The sequence below is a fragment of the Effusibacillus consociatus genome (assembly GCF_042652925.1).
GTDB lineage: Bacteria > Bacillota > Bacilli > Tumebacillales > Effusibacillaceae > Effusibacillus > Effusibacillus consociatus.
Genome location: NZ_JBHSHC010000016.1, coordinates 34,364 through 53,576, shown reverse-complemented (window position 1 = coordinate 53,576; position 19,213 = coordinate 34,364). Strand labels below are relative to the sequence as shown.

The 19,213-nt window shown below is 47.3% G+C and carries 19 protein-coding genes and 1 riboswitch; of the genes, 2 read left to right on the top strand and 17 right to left on the bottom strand.

The window, feature by feature from the left end:
* Positions 1-26 precede the first annotated feature (26 nt).
* The 13 genes from ACFO8Q_RS03185 to miaB all read right to left on the bottom strand — a co-directional run bounded on the left by ACFO8Q_RS03185 (position 27) and on the right by miaB (position 12,321).
* Entirely contained in the window at positions 27-209 is a 183-nt protein-coding gene (locus tag ACFO8Q_RS03185; protein ID WP_380024250.1) for a hypothetical protein, read from the bottom strand.
* Entirely contained in the window at positions 206-790 is a 585-nt protein-coding gene (locus ACFO8Q_RS03180) for a hypothetical protein (RefSeq protein WP_380024249.1), read from the bottom strand. Before ACFO8Q_RS03180 ends, ACFO8Q_RS03185 begins: the two co-directional genes overlap by 4 nt.
* Complete coding sequence (locus ACFO8Q_RS03175; protein ID WP_380024248.1) at positions 771-1,379, bottom strand: GTPase domain-containing protein; 609 nt, start codon at positions 1,377-1,379, stop codon at positions 771-773. The genes ACFO8Q_RS03180 and ACFO8Q_RS03175 overlap by 20 nt, the downstream gene beginning before the upstream one ends.
* Positions 1,379-2,368: a stage V sporulation protein K gene (spoVK, locus tag ACFO8Q_RS03170; protein ID WP_380024246.1), complete on the bottom strand. Its 990-nt coding sequence runs from the start codon at positions 2,366-2,368 to the stop codon at positions 1,379-1,381. Before spoVK ends, ACFO8Q_RS03175 begins: the two co-directional genes overlap by 1 nt.
* Positions 2,369-2,497: 129 nt before the next feature.
* Entirely contained in the window at positions 2,498-3,283 is a 786-nt protein-coding gene (gene codY / locus ACFO8Q_RS03165) for a GTP-sensing pleiotropic transcriptional regulator CodY (RefSeq protein ID WP_380024245.1), read from the bottom strand.
* A 317-nt stretch (positions 3,284-3,600) separates the two neighbouring features.
* Positions 3,601-3,816, bottom strand: a complete 216-nt coding sequence (locus tag ACFO8Q_RS03160; protein WP_380024244.1) for a ferredoxin — start codon at positions 3,814-3,816, stop codon at positions 3,601-3,603.
* Between the two features lie 85 nt (positions 3,817-3,901).
* Positions 3,902-4,048 carry a small acid-soluble spore protein K gene (gene sspK / locus ACFO8Q_RS03155; protein WP_380024242.1) on the bottom strand — a complete coding sequence of 49 codons (147 nt, stop codon included), beginning with the start codon at positions 4,046-4,048 and terminating at the stop codon, positions 3,902-3,904.
* A 231-nt stretch (positions 4,049-4,279) separates the two neighbouring features.
* Positions 4,280-4,510: an RNA chaperone Hfq gene (gene hfq, locus ACFO8Q_RS03150; RefSeq protein ID WP_380024241.1), complete on the bottom strand. Its 231-nt coding sequence runs from the start codon at positions 4,508-4,510 to the stop codon at positions 4,280-4,282.
* Complete coding sequence (gene miaA, locus ACFO8Q_RS03145) at positions 4,507-5,496, bottom strand: tRNA (adenosine(37)-N6)-dimethylallyltransferase MiaA (RefSeq protein WP_380024240.1); 990 nt, start codon at positions 5,494-5,496, stop codon at positions 4,507-4,509. The genes hfq and miaA overlap by 4 nt, the downstream gene beginning before the upstream one ends.
* Positions 5,493-6,287, bottom strand: a complete 795-nt coding sequence (locus tag ACFO8Q_RS03140; protein WP_380024239.1) for a class I SAM-dependent methyltransferase — start codon at positions 6,285-6,287, stop codon at positions 5,493-5,495. The genes miaA and ACFO8Q_RS03140 overlap by 4 nt, the downstream gene beginning before the upstream one ends.
* A gap of 1 nt (position 6,288) precedes the next feature.
* Complete coding sequence (gene mutL / locus ACFO8Q_RS03135) at positions 6,289-8,148, bottom strand: DNA mismatch repair endonuclease MutL (RefSeq protein ID WP_380024237.1); 1,860 nt, start codon at positions 8,146-8,148, stop codon at positions 6,289-6,291.
* Positions 8,149-8,153: 5 nt separating this feature from the next.
* The gene (gene mutS / locus ACFO8Q_RS03130) at positions 8,154-10,763 is read right to left on the bottom strand and encodes a DNA mismatch repair protein MutS (RefSeq protein WP_380024236.1); all 2,610 of its coding nucleotides are present in this window, start codon (positions 10,761-10,763) and stop codon (positions 8,154-8,156) included.
* 94 nt (positions 10,764-10,857) lie between these two features.
* Positions 10,858-12,321 carry a tRNA (N6-isopentenyl adenosine(37)-C2)-methylthiotransferase MiaB gene (gene miaB / locus ACFO8Q_RS03125; RefSeq protein ID WP_380024235.1) on the bottom strand — a complete coding sequence of 488 codons (1,464 nt, stop codon included), beginning with the start codon at positions 12,319-12,321 and terminating at the stop codon, positions 10,858-10,860.
* Between the two features lie 173 nt (positions 12,322-12,494).
* Between miaB and ACFO8Q_RS03120 the strand changes: the two genes are divergently transcribed.
* Together ACFO8Q_RS03120 and ACFO8Q_RS03115 are read left to right on the top strand one after the other, a co-directional pair.
* Complete coding sequence (locus tag ACFO8Q_RS03120) at positions 12,495-12,662, top strand: hypothetical protein (protein WP_380024234.1); 168 nt, start codon at positions 12,495-12,497, stop codon at positions 12,660-12,662.
* Between the two features lie 143 nt (positions 12,663-12,805).
* A riboswitch (cyclic di-AMP (ydaO/yuaA leader) is annotated at positions 12,806-12,930 on the top strand.
* Positions 12,931-12,934: 4 nt separating this feature from the next.
* Entirely contained in the window at positions 12,935-13,699 is a 765-nt protein-coding gene (locus tag ACFO8Q_RS03115; RefSeq protein WP_380024233.1) for an NlpC/P60 family protein, read from the top strand.
* Positions 13,700-13,781: 82 nt separating this feature from the next.
* On the opposite strand, the gene ACFO8Q_RS03110 is transcribed toward ACFO8Q_RS03115, so the two are convergent.
* Genes ACFO8Q_RS03110 through ACFO8Q_RS03095 form a run of 4 tightly spaced genes read right to left on the bottom strand, consistent with a single transcriptional unit; the run spans position 13,782 to position 19,140 of the window.
* Entirely contained in the window at positions 13,782-14,873 is a 1,092-nt protein-coding gene (locus ACFO8Q_RS03110) for a YheC/YheD family endospore coat-associated protein (RefSeq protein WP_380024232.1), read from the bottom strand.
* A 38-nt stretch (positions 14,874-14,911) separates the two neighbouring features.
* Positions 14,912-16,351: a putative amidoligase domain-containing protein gene (locus ACFO8Q_RS03105; RefSeq protein ID WP_380024231.1), complete on the bottom strand. Its 1,440-nt coding sequence runs from the start codon at positions 16,349-16,351 to the stop codon at positions 14,912-14,914.
* A 24-nt stretch (positions 16,352-16,375) separates the two neighbouring features.
* On the bottom strand, positions 16,376-17,746 hold the full coding sequence (locus ACFO8Q_RS03100) for a YheC/YheD family endospore coat-associated protein (protein ID WP_380024230.1): 1,371 nt from the start codon (positions 17,744-17,746) through the stop codon (positions 16,376-16,378).
* Positions 17,747-17,775: 29 nt separating this feature from the next.
* On the bottom strand, positions 17,776-19,140 hold the full coding sequence (locus tag ACFO8Q_RS03095) for a YheC/YheD family endospore coat-associated protein (protein WP_380024229.1): 1,365 nt from the start codon (positions 19,138-19,140) through the stop codon (positions 17,776-17,778).
* Positions 19,141-19,213 lie beyond the last annotated feature (73 nt).

Sequence of the window (19,213 nt, the reverse complement as noted above, 5' to 3'; positions counted from 1 at the left end):
AGAAGAGCACTCAGAAGAGCGCTCCTCTAGTCATAGGTTCGATCGCAAATTTTACAAACCCCTTCCTGCAAACTTTGGTGACGTAAATAGATACAGGATTCCGCTTGCCCAAGCTTCCGCCCCCACTTAATTCCCTGCCTTCTTCCTACCGCATAGCCTGCCAGAAGGACCACAAGAACGGCTGCAATGGCCCATGTAATCGGAATCATTTGTCTCCTCCCATCAATTCAAGGATCATATGAACGAGCGGTGTTGCAAGCAGGACTAATACGGAATCTTTTGCATCTAACAGAACCGCGAACAGGAAGCAGATCACAGCGAGAAGAGTCGTTTCGACAACTCCTAAACGAACGGCGGAATTCCGCTGCCCGCTCTGCGTATCTTTATAGATATCCACCAAATCATCAAGTAACTGCACGGCTCCAATAATCATGAGGCCCCAAATCATTGGAATGGGACCTGCCAGCAGCATCCCGAATACCAGCGCTGCCAGCCCTTCCCCCCACCCCGGAAGACCTGTAGGCATTTTTTCCCTCAAATCATGCCCCATTCCAATTGCGTAACTTGCCAGAAAAAGCACTAATGCAATCTCCTTTGCCACAAATATCCCGATTGCAAGAACAAGCAAAGCATAAGGAAGTATAGCTTTTCCGAGCTTCCCGGCCAACGTTTGGCGACCGACGCATTGGTCATATTCCGCATCCAGCAAATCATCCATACACTTTATCGAAATCCCCGTGAGAACAATGCCAAAGACCTCAATCAACCAATTATACCAATCGCCAAACATATTCTTTCACCTCACGAAATCCCTGCCGATAGATCGAGGAGATCGGAATGATTCGAGTTCCCCTCATCTCTTCCTGCAGGAGTGCAAGGCCCTTTTTTGCCTCAGGAAGATCCATTTTATTGGCAAGCATTGCATATCCGTCCTTAAATTCGCCAAACTCGGCAATTTGAAGATCAAGTTCACCGAGAGACCGCAAGCTTCCGGCTTTTGCCACTTCTCCCAAGTCGACCATATGAAGAATGCAATCGGCAGCTTTCAATTCTCCAAGAGTTTGTGCCATTGCTTCGCGCAATCCCCGATCCGGATGCACCCCATCCGTTAATCCGGTAGAATCTGTGAGCGTAAACTTGCGTGCGCCCTTTCCTCCGGGCAAATCCAGCTGAATCGACTGAAGAGACCTGGTTTTATGCTGACCCAATCCTGAAAGCTCATGGCGTGCCGATGATAAATCATATTTTTTTTGACGTGTGGAACCATCCGGTAATTGATAAAACACCTCAAGTCTGTGCAATCCGAGAAACTCTGCAAAATTCACACAAAACATCGTTTTCCCAACATTTGTCCGTCCGAGAACCAAACAGTTTCTCATCAAGCGACTCCCTCCTCGAAAGATAGATCCTCAGGAAGGATTAACATCAAATCATCCCTCGTTGCCTCTTTAAAATCCAATAAGCGAACCGCTTGCAGACGTACTGCACGTTCGATGATGTTACGGACCAGTCTTGCGTTGGCAAAGTTGCGACGGTCAAGATTGAGAGTGGCACGCAAGTACCCGCGAAGCTTTTGTTCTGCTTCCTGGGACAGTCTGTATTCTCTCTTGCGGAGCATTTGTTTGGCAATTTGGATCAGTTCTGTTTCGTCATAGTCATCGAACGTAACCGTAATGGGAAACCGTGACGGCAATCCCGGATTGGTTCGCAAAAACAAATCCATTTCATACCCGTATCCGGCAAGAATCAGAATAAAATCGTTCTTATGGTCTTCCATGGCTTTGACCAATGTATCCACCGCTTCTTTGCCGAAGTCTTTTTCTCCCCCGCGAGCCAAACTGTAGGCTTCATCAATAAACAAAACTCCACCCAGCGCTTTTTTGACCTGCTCGCGGGTTTTTTGTGCGGTATGTCCGATATACTCTCCCACCAAATCAGCCCGTTCCACTTCAATCAGATGCCCTTTTGACAAAAAACCGATCTCCCTCAGAAGTCGGGCTAAAATTCTTGCCACAGTGGTTTTTCCCGTTCCCGGGTTTCCCTTGAAAATCATATGAAGAACTACCGGCTCGGTCGCCAGTTTGACCGCTTGTCGACGCTGCTGAATTTGGATAAGTGCAAAGATTTCTTTTACAAGAGTTTTCACTTGCCGTAATCCGATCATGTGTTCAAGCTCTTGCAAGGTCGCTTTGACTTTGGCTGAATCTTGCTGAGGATTCGAGCGGCCCATTTCTCGCGTGACGACCGGCTTTTCTTGTGTATGGAGGCGTCGAAGTGCATCATTCAGCGCCAGTTGACCCGATCGGAATTGATCCAGGATTTCATCAAGATCCTGATACACGGGAGGGCGCCGACCGCTCCTATTCAATATCTGTCACCTCGCTTGCAGAGATTGCTTCATCATACGCAGGAACAGGGAAATGGGTGAAAGCCCAGCAAGAAAAAACAAAACCCTGCAAGGAGTAAGTCCTCGCAGGGTTTTGTTTACGGCGTACTGTTAATGCATAGGGATTCTCAGTTTTTTCAGCTCTGCCAACAGATTTTCATTCAGAATCCGGATATAGGTTCCTTTCATCCCCAAAGAACGAGATTCGACAACTCCCGCTCCCTCCAATTTGCGAAGGGCGTTTACAATCACGGAACGCGTAATCCCAACTTTATCGGCGATTTTGGAAGCGACCAGCAAGCCTTCTCTTCCCTCAAGTTCCGCAAAGATATGTTCAATTGCCTCAATTTCGCTGAAAGAAAGGGTTTCGAGGACAAGTTTGGCGGTCATCCGGCTTCTGGATTCTTCTTCCGCCCGTTCCATTCGATCCCGTAAGATTTCGGTACCGACCACGGTTGCACCGTATTCCGCCAACAAGACATCGCCATCGTCAAATTCCTTAAATAAACGGGCGACAACTAACGCTCCCAAGTGGTCTCCGCCACCTACGATCGGAACAATCGAGGTAAAACCTTTCATATTATCCCCGCGCATTTCAATTGGAAATGCCGTAAGATCGTTTTCAATTCCGATGTTTGTTGCTGTGTCTTCAATTTTCATCGCTGCCTGAATATAACTTTCAGGGAACCGTCTTTCATGAATCATGTTTTGGAGTCGTTCATTTTCAATTTCTTGAGCAATTGCGTATCCGAGTACCTTCCCTTTTGCACTTAGAATAAACACATTCGCATTGATCACATCCCGCAAAACTCTTGCCATCTCGTTGAAATCAACGTGATGACCTCCTGTTCTTTGGAGCAGCCTGTTAATTTGTCTTGTCTTCGCTAAAAGTTCCATACAATTCGCCTCCTGTTCTAAGGCTGGGAATATTCTGTTATTTTTATACACTTGAATCACCTTGATGAATTGTTAGATAATTGGGATAACAGTGAAAGACGTGAGAGGGTGTCAAAAGATATGAGTACAATACAATTTCTTACAATACTGTTCTTGTTCCTGATGATTACTGTGGCGCTGCTTGTTGCAGGCGGTTTCTTCTACGCCGAGATTGAGAATGAGAATACGGATCAAATCTAGCCGGAAAAAACAAAACCCTGTGGAGATCCAGTTCCGCCACAGGGTTTTGTTTAAGAATCGTCTCATATGGTATGGGATTAGTCTTCCCACTTAACGGATTCGGTTGGGCAACCATCCCGTGCATCCATTGCATCTTGAAGGAACTCTTCCGGTACTTCCACAAATCCTTCAAGTCCACCCGCAAGTTTCACGAATGCATAACCTTCATCGTCCGATTCGTATACGTCCGGACAAGTGGAATAGCAAGCACCACATGCAATGCAGGTATCTTTATCTACCCAAGTTTTTGCCATGACAACTTTTCACTCCTTCGACCCTTTATGCCTGAAAGTATAATTCATTTGCACAAAACAATCAACCACCCAAAGATCCGATTTTCTACGATTCTTTGCCAGATTTCCTCATTCTGTCTCTGGGTTGGGGAGCGATTGTCCCATCAGGCCGAAGGGGAGCGAGTTCCGGTTTTGCTTTTGGATCTTCAATTTTTCTGGGGCCGGGAAAATTCGAGTCTTTATTGCGCACCATTCTAGTAATCCTCCTTAATAAGTACACCTACTAATAGGCGCCCCGCCAACATGGCGAGACAAGTGGACACCCACCAAAGCGACGTGGTGCTGTGAAGTGTATTCCGAGTACTTTGCCGGGTGAACTTTGGATATGTTGCGCAATTGTCGTCGAGGATATGCAAAACGAAAGAAGCACCAGTCCGTACAGACTGGTGCAGGTTACTCTGGCGCAGGTGCACTGGGCGGCTCATTAGGCTTCCTGGTTGAAATTTACGTTTCGCATGGGAGTAAATGTGGAGATTGCGTGCTTGTACACGAGCTGCTGCTTGCCTTCCGCTTCGACAATCACGGTGAAGTTGTCAAATGCTTTTACCACCCCACGTATTTGAAACCCGTTAACAAGATAGATAATGACCGGGATATTTTCCTTGCGGATCTGATTCAAAAATGTGTCTTGGATATTGATCTGTGGTTTGTTCACGTTCTAGTACCCCCATCCTCTTTTATTTCAACTGTATTCGCGAGTTGATGCCTAAATTCCTTCACAAGCCTTAAACAGCCGGTATAAAGCTGATCCCAGGACATTGTATCCACTTCAAACCAGTGGATGCTTGAATCCCGGCGAAACCAGGACAACTGCCGTTTTGCATAACGTCTGGACCCCAATTTGATTTTCTCAACCGCTTCCTCTATAGTACCCTGCCCTTCCAAATAGTCAATAATTTCTTTATACCCGATTCCCTGCATCGAAATCAATTCCTTGTGCATGCCATTGGCCAATAAAGTTTGTACTTCCTGGACAAGCCCATTGTTCATCATGACATCTACTCGCTGGTTAATCCTCTGATAAAGGGCTTCCCGGTCGTTCATTGTTAAGCCGATTTTGAGTGTCGGGAACAGGGTAACCCGTTCACATGGCGTAACGGATTGTGACATCGGAATCCCGGTAAATTCATAAACTTCGAGCGCCCGGATGACCCGTCTCAGATCATTTGGATGAAGACGTTTCGCCGTTTCGGGATCCAAGATTTGCAACCGTTTATGCAAATATTCAGGGCCATATTGTTGAGCTTCCCGCTCCAATGCATGTCTAAATTCAGGATCCCCGGCAAATTCACTGAAATTATAGTTCTCCGTAACCGCTCGTACATACAAGCCCGTACCGCCGACCAGAAAAGGCAGCCGTCCGCGTTTCCAAATATCCGAAAGCCATCCATGGGCCAGTTCACGAAAACTGGATACGGAAAAGGGCACATCCGGGTCCACAATGTCGATTCCCCAATGAGGAACCCCCTTCATTTCTTCCGGGGTGATTTTCGCTGTTCCGATGTCCATCCCCCGATAGATCTGCATCGAGTCGGCCGATATAATTTCCCCGTTGCAAGCCGAAGCCAACTCGACGCCCAACTTGGTTTTCCCCACCGCAGTCGGTCCGACCAGGATGACCAAGCCGTTTTCCTGCGTCAAGGCGATTCCTCCCCCTGAATTGAAATAACTGAATAGGTAAAAGAACTGGAGCGCTGATAAGGTTGCGGAAACCCTAAACGTTGAAATTCGCCGCTGTACATTCGTTCCTTGAGCACAACCGATTTTCGGGCAATCCGTTTTGCTTCTCCGATCGCTTCGACTGAAAGTTCATCTGTTACCGAGAGAATCCGGATCGGGTCAAAGTTAATCGATTCCTTTACCGTTTCTCGAAACATGGGATCAAAGTACACAACATCGATCGATCGGTCCGGCAAGTTCCTCATATAACCCAGATGACTGCCTGTCACCACTTGCACACGGCGCATTGCTTCGTCTACTTCCGGTACACCTGATCGCCAGGTCTTTAACCCCTCACGAACGAGAATCACCAAAATGGGGTTGTATTCAATCCCAATGACCACGCCTTCTTTACCGACTGCATGGGAAAAAACGATCGCATCCGCTCCCATTCCGAGCGTACAGTCCAATACGCTGTCACCTCGTGCAAGCCCACTTTTTTCCACTATAACATCAGTATCCCCCAAAAGCATACGTTTGACACGAACTACCGCCATCGAAGGATGAAAAAACAGCTTCTGATCACCTGCGTGCAGGGTCAGACGCTCCCCTGCAACCAACACCTTTCGAACCCCATGTGTTTCCTGCATTTTACGAACTGTGGACGTTCTCTTTACGTAGTCAGCCTGCAATTCTTTTGCAAGATTTTCAGCATGTAAAATCTCGGAATCTGAAGGTTTGGGTACGGTTGTAACGATCAGGGAACGGTCCATTTTACATCACTCGCTTAAATTGTTTCTCCAAATCGTAAGTGGTCATGTGAATGATGATTGGGCGGCCGTGGGGACAGGTAAAAGGATTCTCAAGCTCCGAAAGCTGGTCACAAAGCGCGATCATTTCGGGCATCGACAACCATTGGTTTGCCTTAATGGCCGATTTGCACGCTTTTGTAATCAATTTGTCCTCGATCAAAGCGCGAGGATCTTTAAGGTGTCCTTCAGCCAAAAATTCATCAATAAATTCAGAAGTCAATCGTTGTATATCCAAGCCGCTCCATATATCCGGGACAGTCCGTACAAGAAACGATCCGCCGCCAAACTGCTCGATTTCCACATGATATTGAGCCAGCAATGCAAGCTGTTTTTCTAATTTCTGCGCTTCGGAACTTGATAATTCCAACGTTAAAGGGACAAGCAGCGGTAATGGATGGACCTCTTTTTCCCGTAAACGTTTGGTGAATTTCTCGTAGAGCACTTTTTCGTGAGCAGCGTGTTGATCGATAATAAACAGACCCTGCTCATTTTCCGCGATCACGTACATTCCGAGGGCCTGAGCAATAGGTCGGAACCGCGGAACCTTGTTAAAAGGCTCGGACTCTTGCGGTGCTGGAAAATTGAACTTCTCATCCTTGGCAAGCTCCTCTTTCGGCTGGGGGCGGTAAAGATCAACAGCTGCCTCCTTCAAGACTTGTGCTGCAGGTCTTGTGGCGCCCGCCAATGGTTCCCGGATGGCCGGAGTTGACTCCCGTTCCCCATAAAAAACCCGGACAGGATGGTTGAGACTTAATTCAGGTTGGCGGGATCTCTCCACCGGCTCTTTGTCAGTTACGTGTTTTTGAATGCTTGGGAGCGCTTTCGGAATAAACGTCTCGGTTTGCAAGGCTGACTGGATGGCCGCCTGCATACTGGCAAATACGTCTTTCTCTTCCGAGAACCGTACTTCGAGTTTGGTGGGGTGCACATTTACATCCACCAGTGACGGATCCAGTTCCAAGTGCAGCACACAGACCGGGTATCGATTTATTGGAAGACGGGTATGGTATGCGGCTTGGACTGCATTAAACAGTTGATAGCTTCGGATATAACGGCCGTTTACGAAAAATGTGCAGTGACTTCGGTTCGCTCTGTTAAGTTCGGGGTATCCGGTCAGTCCCGTTATTCGATAATCGTAGTTTTGCCACTCAACCGCAACCATCTGCTTGACGATCTCACGCCCATAAACGGCTGCCACGGCGTGCAGCAGTTTCCCGTCCCCCGAAGTTTGCACCAGCATCCTGTCATTGTGGAAGAAACGGAATGCCACATCCGGCCGAGCCAAGGCCATTCGTTCTATGTAGTCGGTGGTATGTCCCAATTCAGTTTGAATCGATTTTAAATATTTTAAACGGGCCGGTGTGTTAAAAAACAAGTCCCTCACAATCAGTTCCGTTCCCTTTTTAGCGGCGGTTACCCCAGTGTCCAACACCTTGCCGCCTTCAATGCGGAGAAAAGTCCCGGCGGCACTGTCCTCCGTCCGCGTTTTGATTTCCACCCGGGACACTGCAGAAATTGAAGGGAGCGCTTCGCCGCGAAAACCAAGAGTCGCGATCCGAAACAAATCTTTATCATCGCGAATCTTTGATGTTGCGTGCCGTTCGAACGCGGTCGGAACATCATTCGGCTCAATTCCGGATCCGTTATCGGAAATGCGGATCAACTCAAGCCCGCCTTGTTGGAGTTCGATATCAATTTCAGTCGCTCCGGCATCCAAAGCGTTCTCAACCAGTTCCTTCACTACAGAAGCGGGACGTTCGACGACCTCTCCCGCTGCTATCTTATTAGCGAGAAGATCACTCATCACCTGTATTTTAGCCATTCTCATCATCCCTTCCCGACCATCTGCTGAAGCCGATGCAAGGTGGTCAACGCTTCGAGGGGTGTCATATTCAAAAGATTCAAGGATTGCAATTCAGTGACAACCGGATGCGGTTGGTCAAAAAGAGACAACTGTGGAGAGGTTGTCTCACCTGTTTGCCGGGGTAACTTTGCTGCAGCTGCCTCCTTGACCGCAGTCTGCCCATTTTCCAAGACGTGCAAAATTTCCTTTGCCCGCTGCAACACTGCATCGGGCAACCCCGCCAACTTAGCCACCTGGATTCCATAACTTCGGTCCGCCGGTTGAGGAATGATTTTCCGCAGGAATACAATGGAATCGCCTTTTTCCTGAACATGTGTGGAATAATTGGTCACACCGGGAAGTCGTTCGGCAAGTTCGGTCAATTCATGATAGTGAGTGGCAAATAAGGTTTTCGCACCCACTGCGGATGATTGATGGAGGAATTCCACAACCGATTGGGCAATGGAGATACCATCAAACGTGCTGGTGCCCCTCCCGATTTCGTCCAATATAATTAAGCTGTTTTTGGTTGCATGATGAAGGATATTTGCCAATTCCACCATCTCAACCATAAACGTACTTTGACCGCCCGCAAGATCGTCAGAAGCTCCGATTCGCGTAAACACGCGATCCACGATTCCAATCTCGGCCCTTTTGGCAGGTACAAACGATCCCATTTGAGCCATGATCACAATTAAAGCAACCTGCCGCATGTAGGTGCTCTTCCCCGCCATATTCGGACCCGTGATGAGAGCAATCTGGTTAGCGCCGCAGTCAAGCAGCGTATCATTGGGAACAAAAGTTTCCCGTTTCAGGACCGCCTCCACTACCGGGTGACGCCCTTCTTCAATCACCAAACGATCCGAATCGGTAATCACCGGCTTTGTGAATCTTCTTTCCACTGCCACGGAAGCAAGAGATTGCAGCACATCAATATGAGCGATTGCTTCAGCTGCCCGTTGAATATCGGGGAGAACAGCCGCCACTTGATCCCGAACCTGCAGGAACAACTCGTATTCCAGATCTACCATCTTATCCTGCGCTTCGAGAATCAACGCTTCCTTTTCTTTTAACTCAGGTGTAATGAAACGCTCTCCATTGGCAAGTGTCTGTTTCCGTTCATAGGAATCGGGAACCAGATGAGCGTTTGATTTCGTGACTTCCAGGTAATAACCGAATACCTTGTTAAATCCAACCTTCAACGACCTGATTCCGGTCTTCTCCCGCTCCTGCTGTTCCAATTGGGCGATCCACTGTTTGCCTTCCCGGCTGGCCTGCTTAAGCTTGTCGAGATGTTCATCGAATCCGTCGCGAATTAATCCGCCATCCCGGATGCCGACCGGCGGCTCATCTGTTATCGCTCTCTGAATGAGATGGACAATTTCTTTCATTTCCCGGATAGCTTGTCCGATCTCTTGCAGCAATGGACTATTGGCATTCGATAAACGCTCTCGAAGATCCGGGAGAACAGATAACGAAGCGGCGATCGCGAGCAAGTCCCGCCCGTTCGCAGATCCGTAAGCGACTCGCCCCATGAGACGCTCGAGGTCGTACACTTCCTGCAGCATTTGCCGAAGGTCTTCGCGAAGCAGCAGCTCATTCACCAATTCCTCAACCGCCTGGAGTCGCCGCTCAATTTCCGCCCGAACCGCCAAAGGGCGTTCGACCCATTTTTTCAGCAATCGGCCGCCCATTGCCGTGACCGTCTTGTCAAGCAGCCACAAAAGGGAACCCTGCCGGCTTTTTTCTCTGATTGTTTCCGTCAATTCCAGATTGCGGCGGGAAAAATTGTCGATTGCCAGATGTGATTCCCGTGTCAGCAGCAGAGGTTTTTTCAGATGCTGGAGGTTTCTTTTTTGGGTCGATTCCAGGTAAGCCAACAGCATCCCAGCAGCCATAACTGCCTGGGAAAAACCGCCCAAACCGATCGATTCGAGGGACAGCAGTTGAAAATGCTCTTGCAGAAGCGTCAAAGCTTTCGCCTCAGTATGAGTACCCGGTAACCCGTTTGTCAGCAAGCATCCCAATCGATCGCGAATTTGCCCGGAAAGAGTTTCATATCCTTCTGCTGCGGGCACGACTACTTCGGCAGGTTGAAACTGCTGCAATTCGTCCCAAACTGATTGGGCGGAAGCAATCGACACAAAAAACTCGCCCGTGGTGACGTCGCAGAATGCCAATCCAAATTGTTCTGCCACGGAAACAACGCCAGCTATGTAATTGTTGCTTTTCTCCTGGACGGTTTTGCCGTCCATAATCGTTCCGGGCGTTACAATCCGAACAATTTCACGTTTGACGATCCCTTTTGCCTGACTGGGGTCTTCGACCTGTTCGCATATTGCAACTTTGTATCCTTTTTCGATAAGTCTCTGAATATAAGACTCGGCGGAATGATAAGGAACCCCGCACATGGGAATCCTTTCGCCGACGCCTCCGTCGCGCCCGGTTAATGTGATTTCCAATTCTTTGGCCGCCGTAACGGCATCTTCAAAAAACATTTCATAGAAATCTCCCAACCGGAAGAACAAAAGTGTATCTTCCGCCTGCTCTTTAATCGAGAGATATTGTTCGATCATAGGTGTATAGCGTGCCATGTCAACCTCCACAAATCATGGTTGAGCCTATTATAGCATGATCAAGAATTAAAAAGAGCACGGGGATTCCGTGCTCCTGTGACTCAAATGCAAATTATACGGCTACTTCTTTTGTTTCGGAAACCAATTTACCTTTTAACAGCCAAGTTTGCGGCTCGGTAATGACTACTTGGACAACCTTACCCACAAGATCCCTGGCTCCTTGGAACAACACGATTTTGTTTGTCGGTGTGCGTCCCTGCAGGACTTCCGAATTGGTTTTCGACTCTCCTTCGACAAGAACTTCCAAGATTTGATTCTTCATTAAATCATTAATTTCGCGCGAAATTTCATTCTGAAGATCGATCAGGCGCTGCAGTCGATTTTTTTGTTCCGCCTCGGGAACCTGCTCTTTGAAACGGGTTGCCGGTGTACCTGCACGAGGAGAATAAATAAAGGTGTAAGCACCGTCAAAACGAACTTCCTCAACAAGACTCAACGTGTTAAGGAATTGTTCCTCCGTTTCCCCGGGGAATCCAACAATAATATCGGTTGTCAGAGATACATTCGGCATCGCTGCCCGAATGCGCTTCACCAAATCCAGATAAAATTCCCTGGTATAGCCGCGATTCATACGGCGCAAAATCGTATTGTCACCCGATTGCACAGGCAGGTGAATGTGTTCAACCACTTTTTCGCAACGAGCAATCGTTTGGATCAGCTTATCTGTAAAATTCCAAGGGTTTGAAGTGGTGAAACGAATCCGTTCAATTCCTTCCACTTCATTGCAAGCAGCGAGCAAATCTGCGAAATCATATGCTTTTAAGTCAATCCCGTAGTCATTCACGTTCTGACCCAGCAAAGTAATTTCTTTATAACCTTGCGCAGCCAGCTCTTTCACTTCCGCTACGACATCTTCCAAGAGTCTGCTGCGTTCACGCCCGCGAGTATAGGGAACGATACAGTACGTGCAGAATTTGTTGCAACCATACTGAATATTCACCCAGGCACGGATTCCTTCTTTGCGGAGTTTCGGCAGGTTTTCGACAACGTCTCCCGCTTTCTCCCACACTTCAAAAATCGTTTCTTGCGAATTTCGTGCCCTGTCCATAAGTTCCGGCAACTGGTGGAGATTATGCGTTCCAAACACGATATCAACCCAAGGGTACGTTTTTGCCACCAATTCCTGAACGACTTTTTCCTGCGCCATGCATCCGCACAGCCCGAGGATCAATTCCGGATTGCGGTTCTTAAGCGGCTTCAGGCGACCGATTTCACCAAATACTTTATCTTCAGCGTTCTCTCGAACCGCACAAGTATTAAATAGGATAAAATCGGCCTCTTCATGATTCGGTGTTGATTTGTAACCCATTTCTTCAAGCATACCCGCCATGATTTCCGTATCATGCTCGTTCATTTGACATCCGTATGTCTTAATGTGATATTTTTTGCCTTCTCCAATTTGTCCTACATTTTTGGCGAGAGCCCGATAATCCACACTTTCACGTTCAACCGGCGTTGGACGATGCATATCTCCTTGCTGTTGGGTGAAGTCTTCCAATTGCAGCAAATCGCTCATGGTGACACTCCCTTCCTCCAAATAGTATCTATAGTTGACTAACACTGGTGATTTCCGCAGAAAAAAACCCCGTCTTTACGGGGGTATACCGATTATAGCATAGGTGCGGGCGCTGAATCAAATACTACGAATAGGAGAAAAATTTTACCATGCCTAGAGGAAGGTGATGGAGAATGCGAAGCCGCAATGTTTTAGAAGGAATCAGAAGAATGATGACTGGCCGAAATCAGGATGTGGAAATCTCGGAAGAACTGACCAATGCCTATTTCGGCAACCGGGACGCTTGGCAGCTGGATGACAAGAATCCGGACAGCGAACCGGAAGCAGCCCAACGCGAATAGGACACCCGCTATTTCCGCCCGATCTGTTTCGGGTGGTTTTTTAAGTGCGGGAATAAACACTGCCATTTCCAAGTTATAGGTGGAATTCCATACTTTGAGGGCTGACTCTCCCAAAACGACTGTGTTAGGCTTTTAAGGGTATCAAACAAATTAAGCCGAAGCTCACAATGAGCGCGGGGGATCCATTTTGGGGTGAAACCACGTTGTGGTCGGGCTATCCCTTGACCGAACCCGTCAGCTAACCTCGCAGGCTTCAAAGGGAGAGGATAGGAGTGAAATCAAAGATTTTATTGTCTTTGCTTGCCTTCGGTATGGCTGCATCGATTGCAAGCCCTGTTTCGGCTGCGCATAATGGCACCATGTCACCAAGTGAAGCAATCGAAAAGTACAACAAGTATATGGATGATTACCAAAGAGACGAACTGGTGAAAATTCGCCAATACCGGGAAAAGTACAAGAGCATTGACGGCAGTTTGGCTGACCAAGTGATTGAACGTGCCATCTGGTATATGGAAAACGGATATATGGTGTACGGCCATGGAGTTGATTCTTACCGCAGAAATGGTATTGTCGACTGCTCCGAATTCACGAAGTTGGTTTACGGTGACTTTGGCTTTAAAATGACAGAAGTTGCACGAAAATACAACTCTGTCGGTGAAAGGGTCGACGGCGTGTATGCTCGAAAAGTAAACGGCAAGTGGCAGATTCAAGGAGCGGACAAGCTTCGTCCCGGAGATATCCTCACATGGTGGAAAAAAGATGAAAATGGCAAGTATATTGGACATGTGGCGATCTTCATGGGGATGTTAAACGGGGAACCCGTCGTAATCGGAACTCGTGGTGACGGGAACCCGACAGCTATCGGTATTGTGAACAACTTTGATTACTGGTGGGGAGAACACTTCTATACTGCCCGCCGGGTGCTTCCGGAAGGAGCGTGGACTCCAGGCCGGACGATCCCTGGACACGAAGCGAAGGATCCAGTAATCCCTGAAAAATATGTACTTCCTCCACAAAGAAAAGTTGAAAAGCCTTAAAAATTGTATACCTTCACTAAAAAACCTAGGTTTTCCGGAAACCTAGGTTTTTCTTTCCCTATATAGTAGACATTTTAATAACTTATGGTAACTTGTCTTTCAGCATTATACGGGAACTTATGGCCGGTTCCCCGTCAACGATTTTTTTATGTGATAAATACCAACAAAATTCTAAAATTCGTTGGATTGATAATTTCCGAATGTCAGGTTCATCAAATCTTCCTGGCTTTGCATTTGCCTCAAAAAACCACGGTCTTCCCCATTCATCTACACCAATGTCCATAGACATTTCTCCCAGAATTCCGGGTGTCTCTTCTTCAATTACTTTTGCAAGCTTAAGTGCGCATTCCTTCACATCTTCCAGAATGTAAAATCCTTTTTCATTAAAGGTAGCGACCAATGCTTCTTCCGCTCCCCGAATGACTCCCCCATTCGGGACATGTGTTACGATTCCAAATTGCGGAGCTACGCGGGCGCCAATTCCTGTAACCGACCATTCCCCCCTGCGATTTTTCTGGACCAGGGCACGAAGATCATACATGTGCCCGTCTACCTTTGCTAAGGATACGCCCCTTTGAAGAACGTATTTTTTATATCTGCGGCTGACTGACAGCTTTTCGTATAATCTTCCAATACTCGCATTTTGAATCGATTGTCTTCCATTTACATGAGAGTTTACCAATACGCCGTTCTGAGTATGCTCAATCCGCAAAATCCCTTTCCCCGCATAGCTTTGGACAGGTTTTGCATACAGTTGCCCATACGTTTCAAGCATTTGTTTCAAATGCAAGGGGGATTGCAAGTCTTCGGTTTCGGGAAGCAGATGGCAGGTTTCCGGGTGGCTTCCAACAATTTTATAGAGCTCTCCTTTGTCAAAATACCCAGGATTAAAAACGGGTATTCCAAGGTTTCCAAACCCTTGCAGCAATTGCTGCACTTCAAAACTTTGTTCCACTCGCCTGGCAAGGATCCGATTATAAATTACGGTGGGGAGCGGGCATATAGTTTTTTCCCATGTACCGTTCCACTTATAACCTACACAGATTTGATTATCCAAATCGATTCCATCAATCGGCAGCACATAGACAGGGATTCGCAGTCTTTTTCCCATTCGGGTAATATTGCGAAGAGTCCCCCGTTCAATCAATTTGGCGGTCAGAATCCCAACAATCATCAAGTTTCATCCTTTCATAGGCGTCCCCATCCTACAGACTATGTTCGACTCGACCGACCTGTGCGCAGCGACTTGCTGTATTGAATCCCCCATGCACGTTTGATATCACTTAATTCATTCCATGTTTCCCCGTTGCGTACCATAGTCGATATAATATCGAGATATTCTTCATATGTTTCATACATACTGGTATCTTCGATATCCTGCCAAATTTCCTCAAAGTAAGGACGAAGCGTTTTTTTGTCGCCATTGTAAAAAGCTCTCTGGAGTTCCGGATTGCTCAGCGGAGTACGGTTTAATTCACGATAATGGGTAGCTGCCAAATGAGCCAAACACAAAATTGCGGTCGAAATAGCCGGCGATATCATCCAGCTTCCAAGTGTCCGGTACTCCCAACCGCCGTGCGATTTTAACCGAATGTCACCTAGAAAGCCGTATTTGGGTCTGCGTCTGACAGCGGTAGCCGGATCCTCAATCAGCATAACCGGTAAAGCAAGATAATTGTCCAGTGCTTTGACTAACTGACTGGACAACGGCAGATTGGAATAATGGATGTGACCCCCGATCCCAAAATTTCGAAAGGGCATGGATCCGGCAACCCATTGAACGTTGCGCGGAATCAAACGCTTTGCTTCCAGCAGAGTATCCTCGATGTTTTTGACCAGTCGAATAGGGGAAGAACTCGGGGCCGGCCGAATCTCGGCAAGCGGCAATTTTCTTCCTTCTCTTCGAATACTGAGTGCATCACAACCTACTTTTCCGTTGCGGGGAAGGTAATTCGAGGCAACTACCATTTTTCCTTCCCTGTTTCGCAGCATAAACTCCAAATCGGTACCCATCTTAAAGGAGGGAGGATCAATTTGGTCCTCTTCCTCAATCCAATTCCGTATGGCATTGGAAAACGTATCCAATAGATTGTCTTTTAAAATGGGGGCGGGCGATACATCCAATACATAGGCAAATCCCTTTGTTGAGATTCCAAGACTGACAAGGCCAAAATCCAAACCGAGTGCATGTACCGCTCGAACAGCTAACCGGGCAACTCTTGTTGCAACCCTGTCTTCATCCAACGGCACCTCTCGAAACTGATCATTCACTCGGGTGATTCGACGATCTAACCAGATGAGTTTCCCATCTGACTTGTATATGGATATTGCCCGCATATTGAAAACTGGCACGCGGTAATGTCTGGATAACGATATAAGCCGTTCCTTACCTGACTCTACAGAATATGGACAACGAATCCCATTTTGATGCAGAATCGACAGCATTTCGAGGCGTGAGCGGGTTCTGACAATTGATGCTCTTGGATTTAGCACAAATTCCGCTTCCCTGTCGCTGCCTGATACGTTTCCCCATCGAATCACCCGGTCGTTGCTCTTGACGTCGTTGATATTTTCTACCCCTGCAAGTTGTGGGATACGCCTCAATAATCGCTTAGCTGTCGGTTGTCCGGTATGCAGAAGCAAATACCCCATCGTCCGACTCCTTTCTTCGATGAATTAGGTAATCCCAGCGAGGTATTTTCCGTACAGCAGAGGTCGGCGAAATGATTGCACCACAAGATCCATCGACCCTTGTTCGGTAAAAGGTTTTTTCCATGGTTTTGAATTCACTTCGATGACCCATACCCAACCCCTTGCATCAATCCCGATGTCGAGCCCGATTTCCCCCAGTTGTATCCCCGAAGCTTTTTCCAATACCGCCGGCACCATGTTTACAAGTTTCTTTATATTTTTCTGTATTTTTTTGATCTCGTCTTTGTGAAGATTAATTTCCTGCAGCATTTTGGACACTGGCAGAGCGTCTCCGCCGGTACTTAAGTTCGATGTGATATCCCCCGCCTGCGCAATTCTGCAAAACATTTTGGTCCGTTTCCATTTCCCCGTATGATCTTTTTGCACCAGAACCCGGATGTCGAACGGTCGACCCTGATAAGTTTTCAACTGCAAACCTTCTTGCACCACATAAGGTCTTTTTCGCAACCGTCGCTCAAATTTGCGGATTACATCGAGAGCTCTTTTTTGCGTCCCCTGCACATGGATCCCCTTTTTCCCCTTCACTTGATATAAAAATGAGCCGTCATGCAACCGGATCAAGCGGATGATCCCTACCCCAAGCGATCCGTTGATTGGTTTTAAATAAATCTGTTTGTACTGCTCGATGAACGCGGCGGTGCGTTTCGCATCCTGGTGTTCGATTGTGGCCGGAAGAAATCCCTTTGTTTCCTCTTCGGATGCTAACCATTTGTGAACCTGTGCTTTGTCAAAGAAGCCGGGGTTAAAATAAGCGGCACCTAATTTTTTGATCAGCTCCTGTTTGGACGATTTTACATTCGGCCGGCTTTCAAATTTGCGTGAAATGATTTGGTCATACACCACATCCGGAAAGGGAACCTCCCGATATTCCCATCTTTTGGTGCCGTTCGTTTTTTGGAGAACATATCCTCGCAGCAGGTCGGACGATACGTCCTGCGGTGCCATTACATAGGCATACATATGCTCTTCTTCTGCAATTGACAGCAGTTGTTCAAAAATTGGGGCCTGCATTCCCTGTATTTCACCGTTTTGGTAATTCACTTTGGCAAAAATTCCGATGACGGGACCGATCTGCAGCTTTTCCCCTTTTTTGTAAAGATACAATTTGCTGCCTTCCATAAGGGCCAGTGATTGTATAACATCCGGAGAGAACGAACAGATGGATGCTTTGTCATACATGGGATACATAACCCGAACAGATTGAGATAACCCGCCGCATTGAATCACATGCGCTCCTGCCTCAATCTCTAATTCCTTACAAACCGATTTCGGCAGAAACAGTGCCGCGGAGTGGTCAGAAGAGACAGATGTGATCGTCACCTTTATTTTTTTCAATCCACATCTCCCCTCCTGTCTTGTTTGGATTAACCGGGAGAAATATCACTGAATCCAGCCGTATACCTAGCATATTCAAGTGGTCTCCGTAGTGATAATGCCCGTACTTCGGGATCCAAAATCTTTAGCATTTTTCTGCCCGGATTCGGATTGACTTCAATCAACCATGGATGTCCTGTGCGATCCAACCCGAAGTCGATTCCCAACTCCCCCAATGGACCAACGTGATCTTCGAGTATCCTGACAATCTGAACTGCAAGCGCATCCATTTGATCAATGACGGATGGAATCTGTTTGGGGGAGAATCCGGCCCGTTCAAGAAATTCATCAACTGCCAGAACATCAGCTCCTGTTGAGACATTGGTGGTAATGCTGCCCTTTTGGCCGAGCCGTGCAACCCTAGCAGTGATGTTCCATTGCCCGAGTCCGTCTTTTTGCATCAACCAGCGAAAATCGGCTGACCTTCCCTGACGGTCTTTTGTTAAATGAATTCCCTGCTGCACGAGAAACTCCCGATCCGATAGAAATTTCTTGCTGAACCAAGTTCTATTTTCAGTCAATTGAATGGTCGCTTTTCTCTTCTGATCCCCTCGTCGAAACTGAATTTGAACCATCCCCGGTTCCGGCAGTCGGCTTACCCGATACACACTCCGTCCTTGCGTGCCTCGAGAAGGTTTTATATACAAAAGCGGATATGTCTTCAGAAACATCAGAACATCGTCCAGCGAGCTTATCTTGCTTGTCTCAGGCAGATGAGGAACGATGGAAGCATGCTGCGAGAGGATGTGATACACCTTTAACTTCGATCCTAAAGGTCGATAAAGCATCCTGCACTTGCTCATTCTCATCAGTTGAATATCCCGTCTTGCGATCAACCTCAGCATGCGGGGAACCGTCATGATTTTTTTTATACAAAAATCCGGCCAAGGAAACTCAGCTTCCCTCCACCGGTTGAATTTTTCTTCATAGTTCCAACAAGTCACCGTTTTTGTATCCTGATGAAACCCGCCGATTGAGATGACATAAAATGGGATGCAGAGACCTCGCGATAGTTTTGTCATGTCTTCCAGCAATGCGGTAATGCTTGAGAACGGTTTTTCACTGCTGCCGGTATGCTGGCAATAAACAGCCACAAAGGGACCCAATCGGATTGATTTTTTTTTGACTTTCCAGGTAACGGGAATTCTGGGCAATTTTAATTCCCATAAAATATCACAAGAGAAAGCTATTTGTTCCTTGTCATCAACATCAATCGATGCCGACACCGTTTTTTTGCCAGCCGCAATTTGGATAGGATCTCCTGATGACCAGCCAAACCGATCTGCCCAGCTTTCGGGAACGCGAACCGTTCGACTGGAGCATTTCAATGCTTCAATCATGCCACTCCCCAGCATAAGGGCTCCCCTTTCTGTAAGAAGAAAGAAAAAAGGGCACTATGGCCCCAGGGAAAAATGGGCGACGCATTGG

What these genes read in the sequence shown, in the direction of transcription:
- ACFO8Q_RS03185 (WP_380024250.1), bottom strand. Translation starts at nt 209, where the DNA reads ATGATTCCGATTACATGGGCCATTGCAGCCGTTCTTGTGGTCCTTCTG.
- ACFO8Q_RS03180 (WP_380024249.1), bottom strand. Translation starts at nt 790, where the DNA reads ATGTTTGGCGATTGGTATAATTGGTTGATTGAGGTCTTTGGCATTGTT.
- ACFO8Q_RS03175 (WP_380024248.1), bottom strand. Translation starts at nt 1,379, where the DNA reads ATGAGAAACTGTTTGGTTCTCGGACGGACAAATGTTGGGAAAACGATG.
- codY (WP_380024245.1), bottom strand. Translation starts at nt 3,283, where the DNA reads ATGGAACTTTTAGCGAAGACAAGACAAATTAACAGGCTGCTCCAAAGA.
- ACFO8Q_RS03160 (WP_380024244.1), bottom strand. Translation starts at nt 3,816, where the DNA reads ATGGCAAAAACTTGGGTAGATAAAGATACCTGCATTGCATGTGGTGCT.
- sspK (WP_380024242.1), bottom strand. Translation starts at nt 4,048, where the DNA reads ATGGTGCGCAATAAAGACTCGAATTTTCCCGGCCCCAGAAAAATTGAA.
- ACFO8Q_RS03140 (WP_380024239.1), bottom strand. Translation starts at nt 6,287, where the DNA reads ATGGACCGTTCCCTGATCGTTACAACCGTACCCAAACCTTCAGATTCC.
- mutL (WP_380024237.1), bottom strand. Translation starts at nt 8,148, where the DNA reads ATGGCTAAAATACAGGTGATGAGTGATCTTCTCGCTAATAAGATAGCA.
- mutS (WP_380024236.1), bottom strand. Translation starts at nt 10,763, where the DNA reads ATGGCACGCTATACACCTATGATCGAACAATATCTCTCGATTAAAGAG.
- miaB (WP_380024235.1), bottom strand. Translation starts at nt 12,321, where the DNA reads ATGAGCGATTTGCTGCAATTGGAAGACTTCACCCAACAGCAAGGAGAT.
- ACFO8Q_RS03120 (WP_380024234.1), top strand. Translation starts at nt 12,495, where the DNA reads ATGCGAAGCCGCAATGTTTTAGAAGGAATCAGAAGAATGATGACTGGC.
- ACFO8Q_RS03110 (WP_380024232.1), bottom strand. Translation starts at nt 14,873, where the DNA reads ATGATTGTTGGGATTCTGACCGCCAAATTGATTGAACGGGGGACTCTT.
- ACFO8Q_RS03105 (WP_380024231.1), bottom strand. Translation starts at nt 16,351, where the DNA reads ATGGGGTATTTGCTTCTGCATACCGGACAACCGACAGCTAAGCGATTA.
- ACFO8Q_RS03095 (WP_380024229.1), bottom strand. Translation starts at nt 19,140, where the DNA reads ATGCTGGGGAGTGGCATGATTGAAGCATTGAAATGCTCCAGTCGAACG.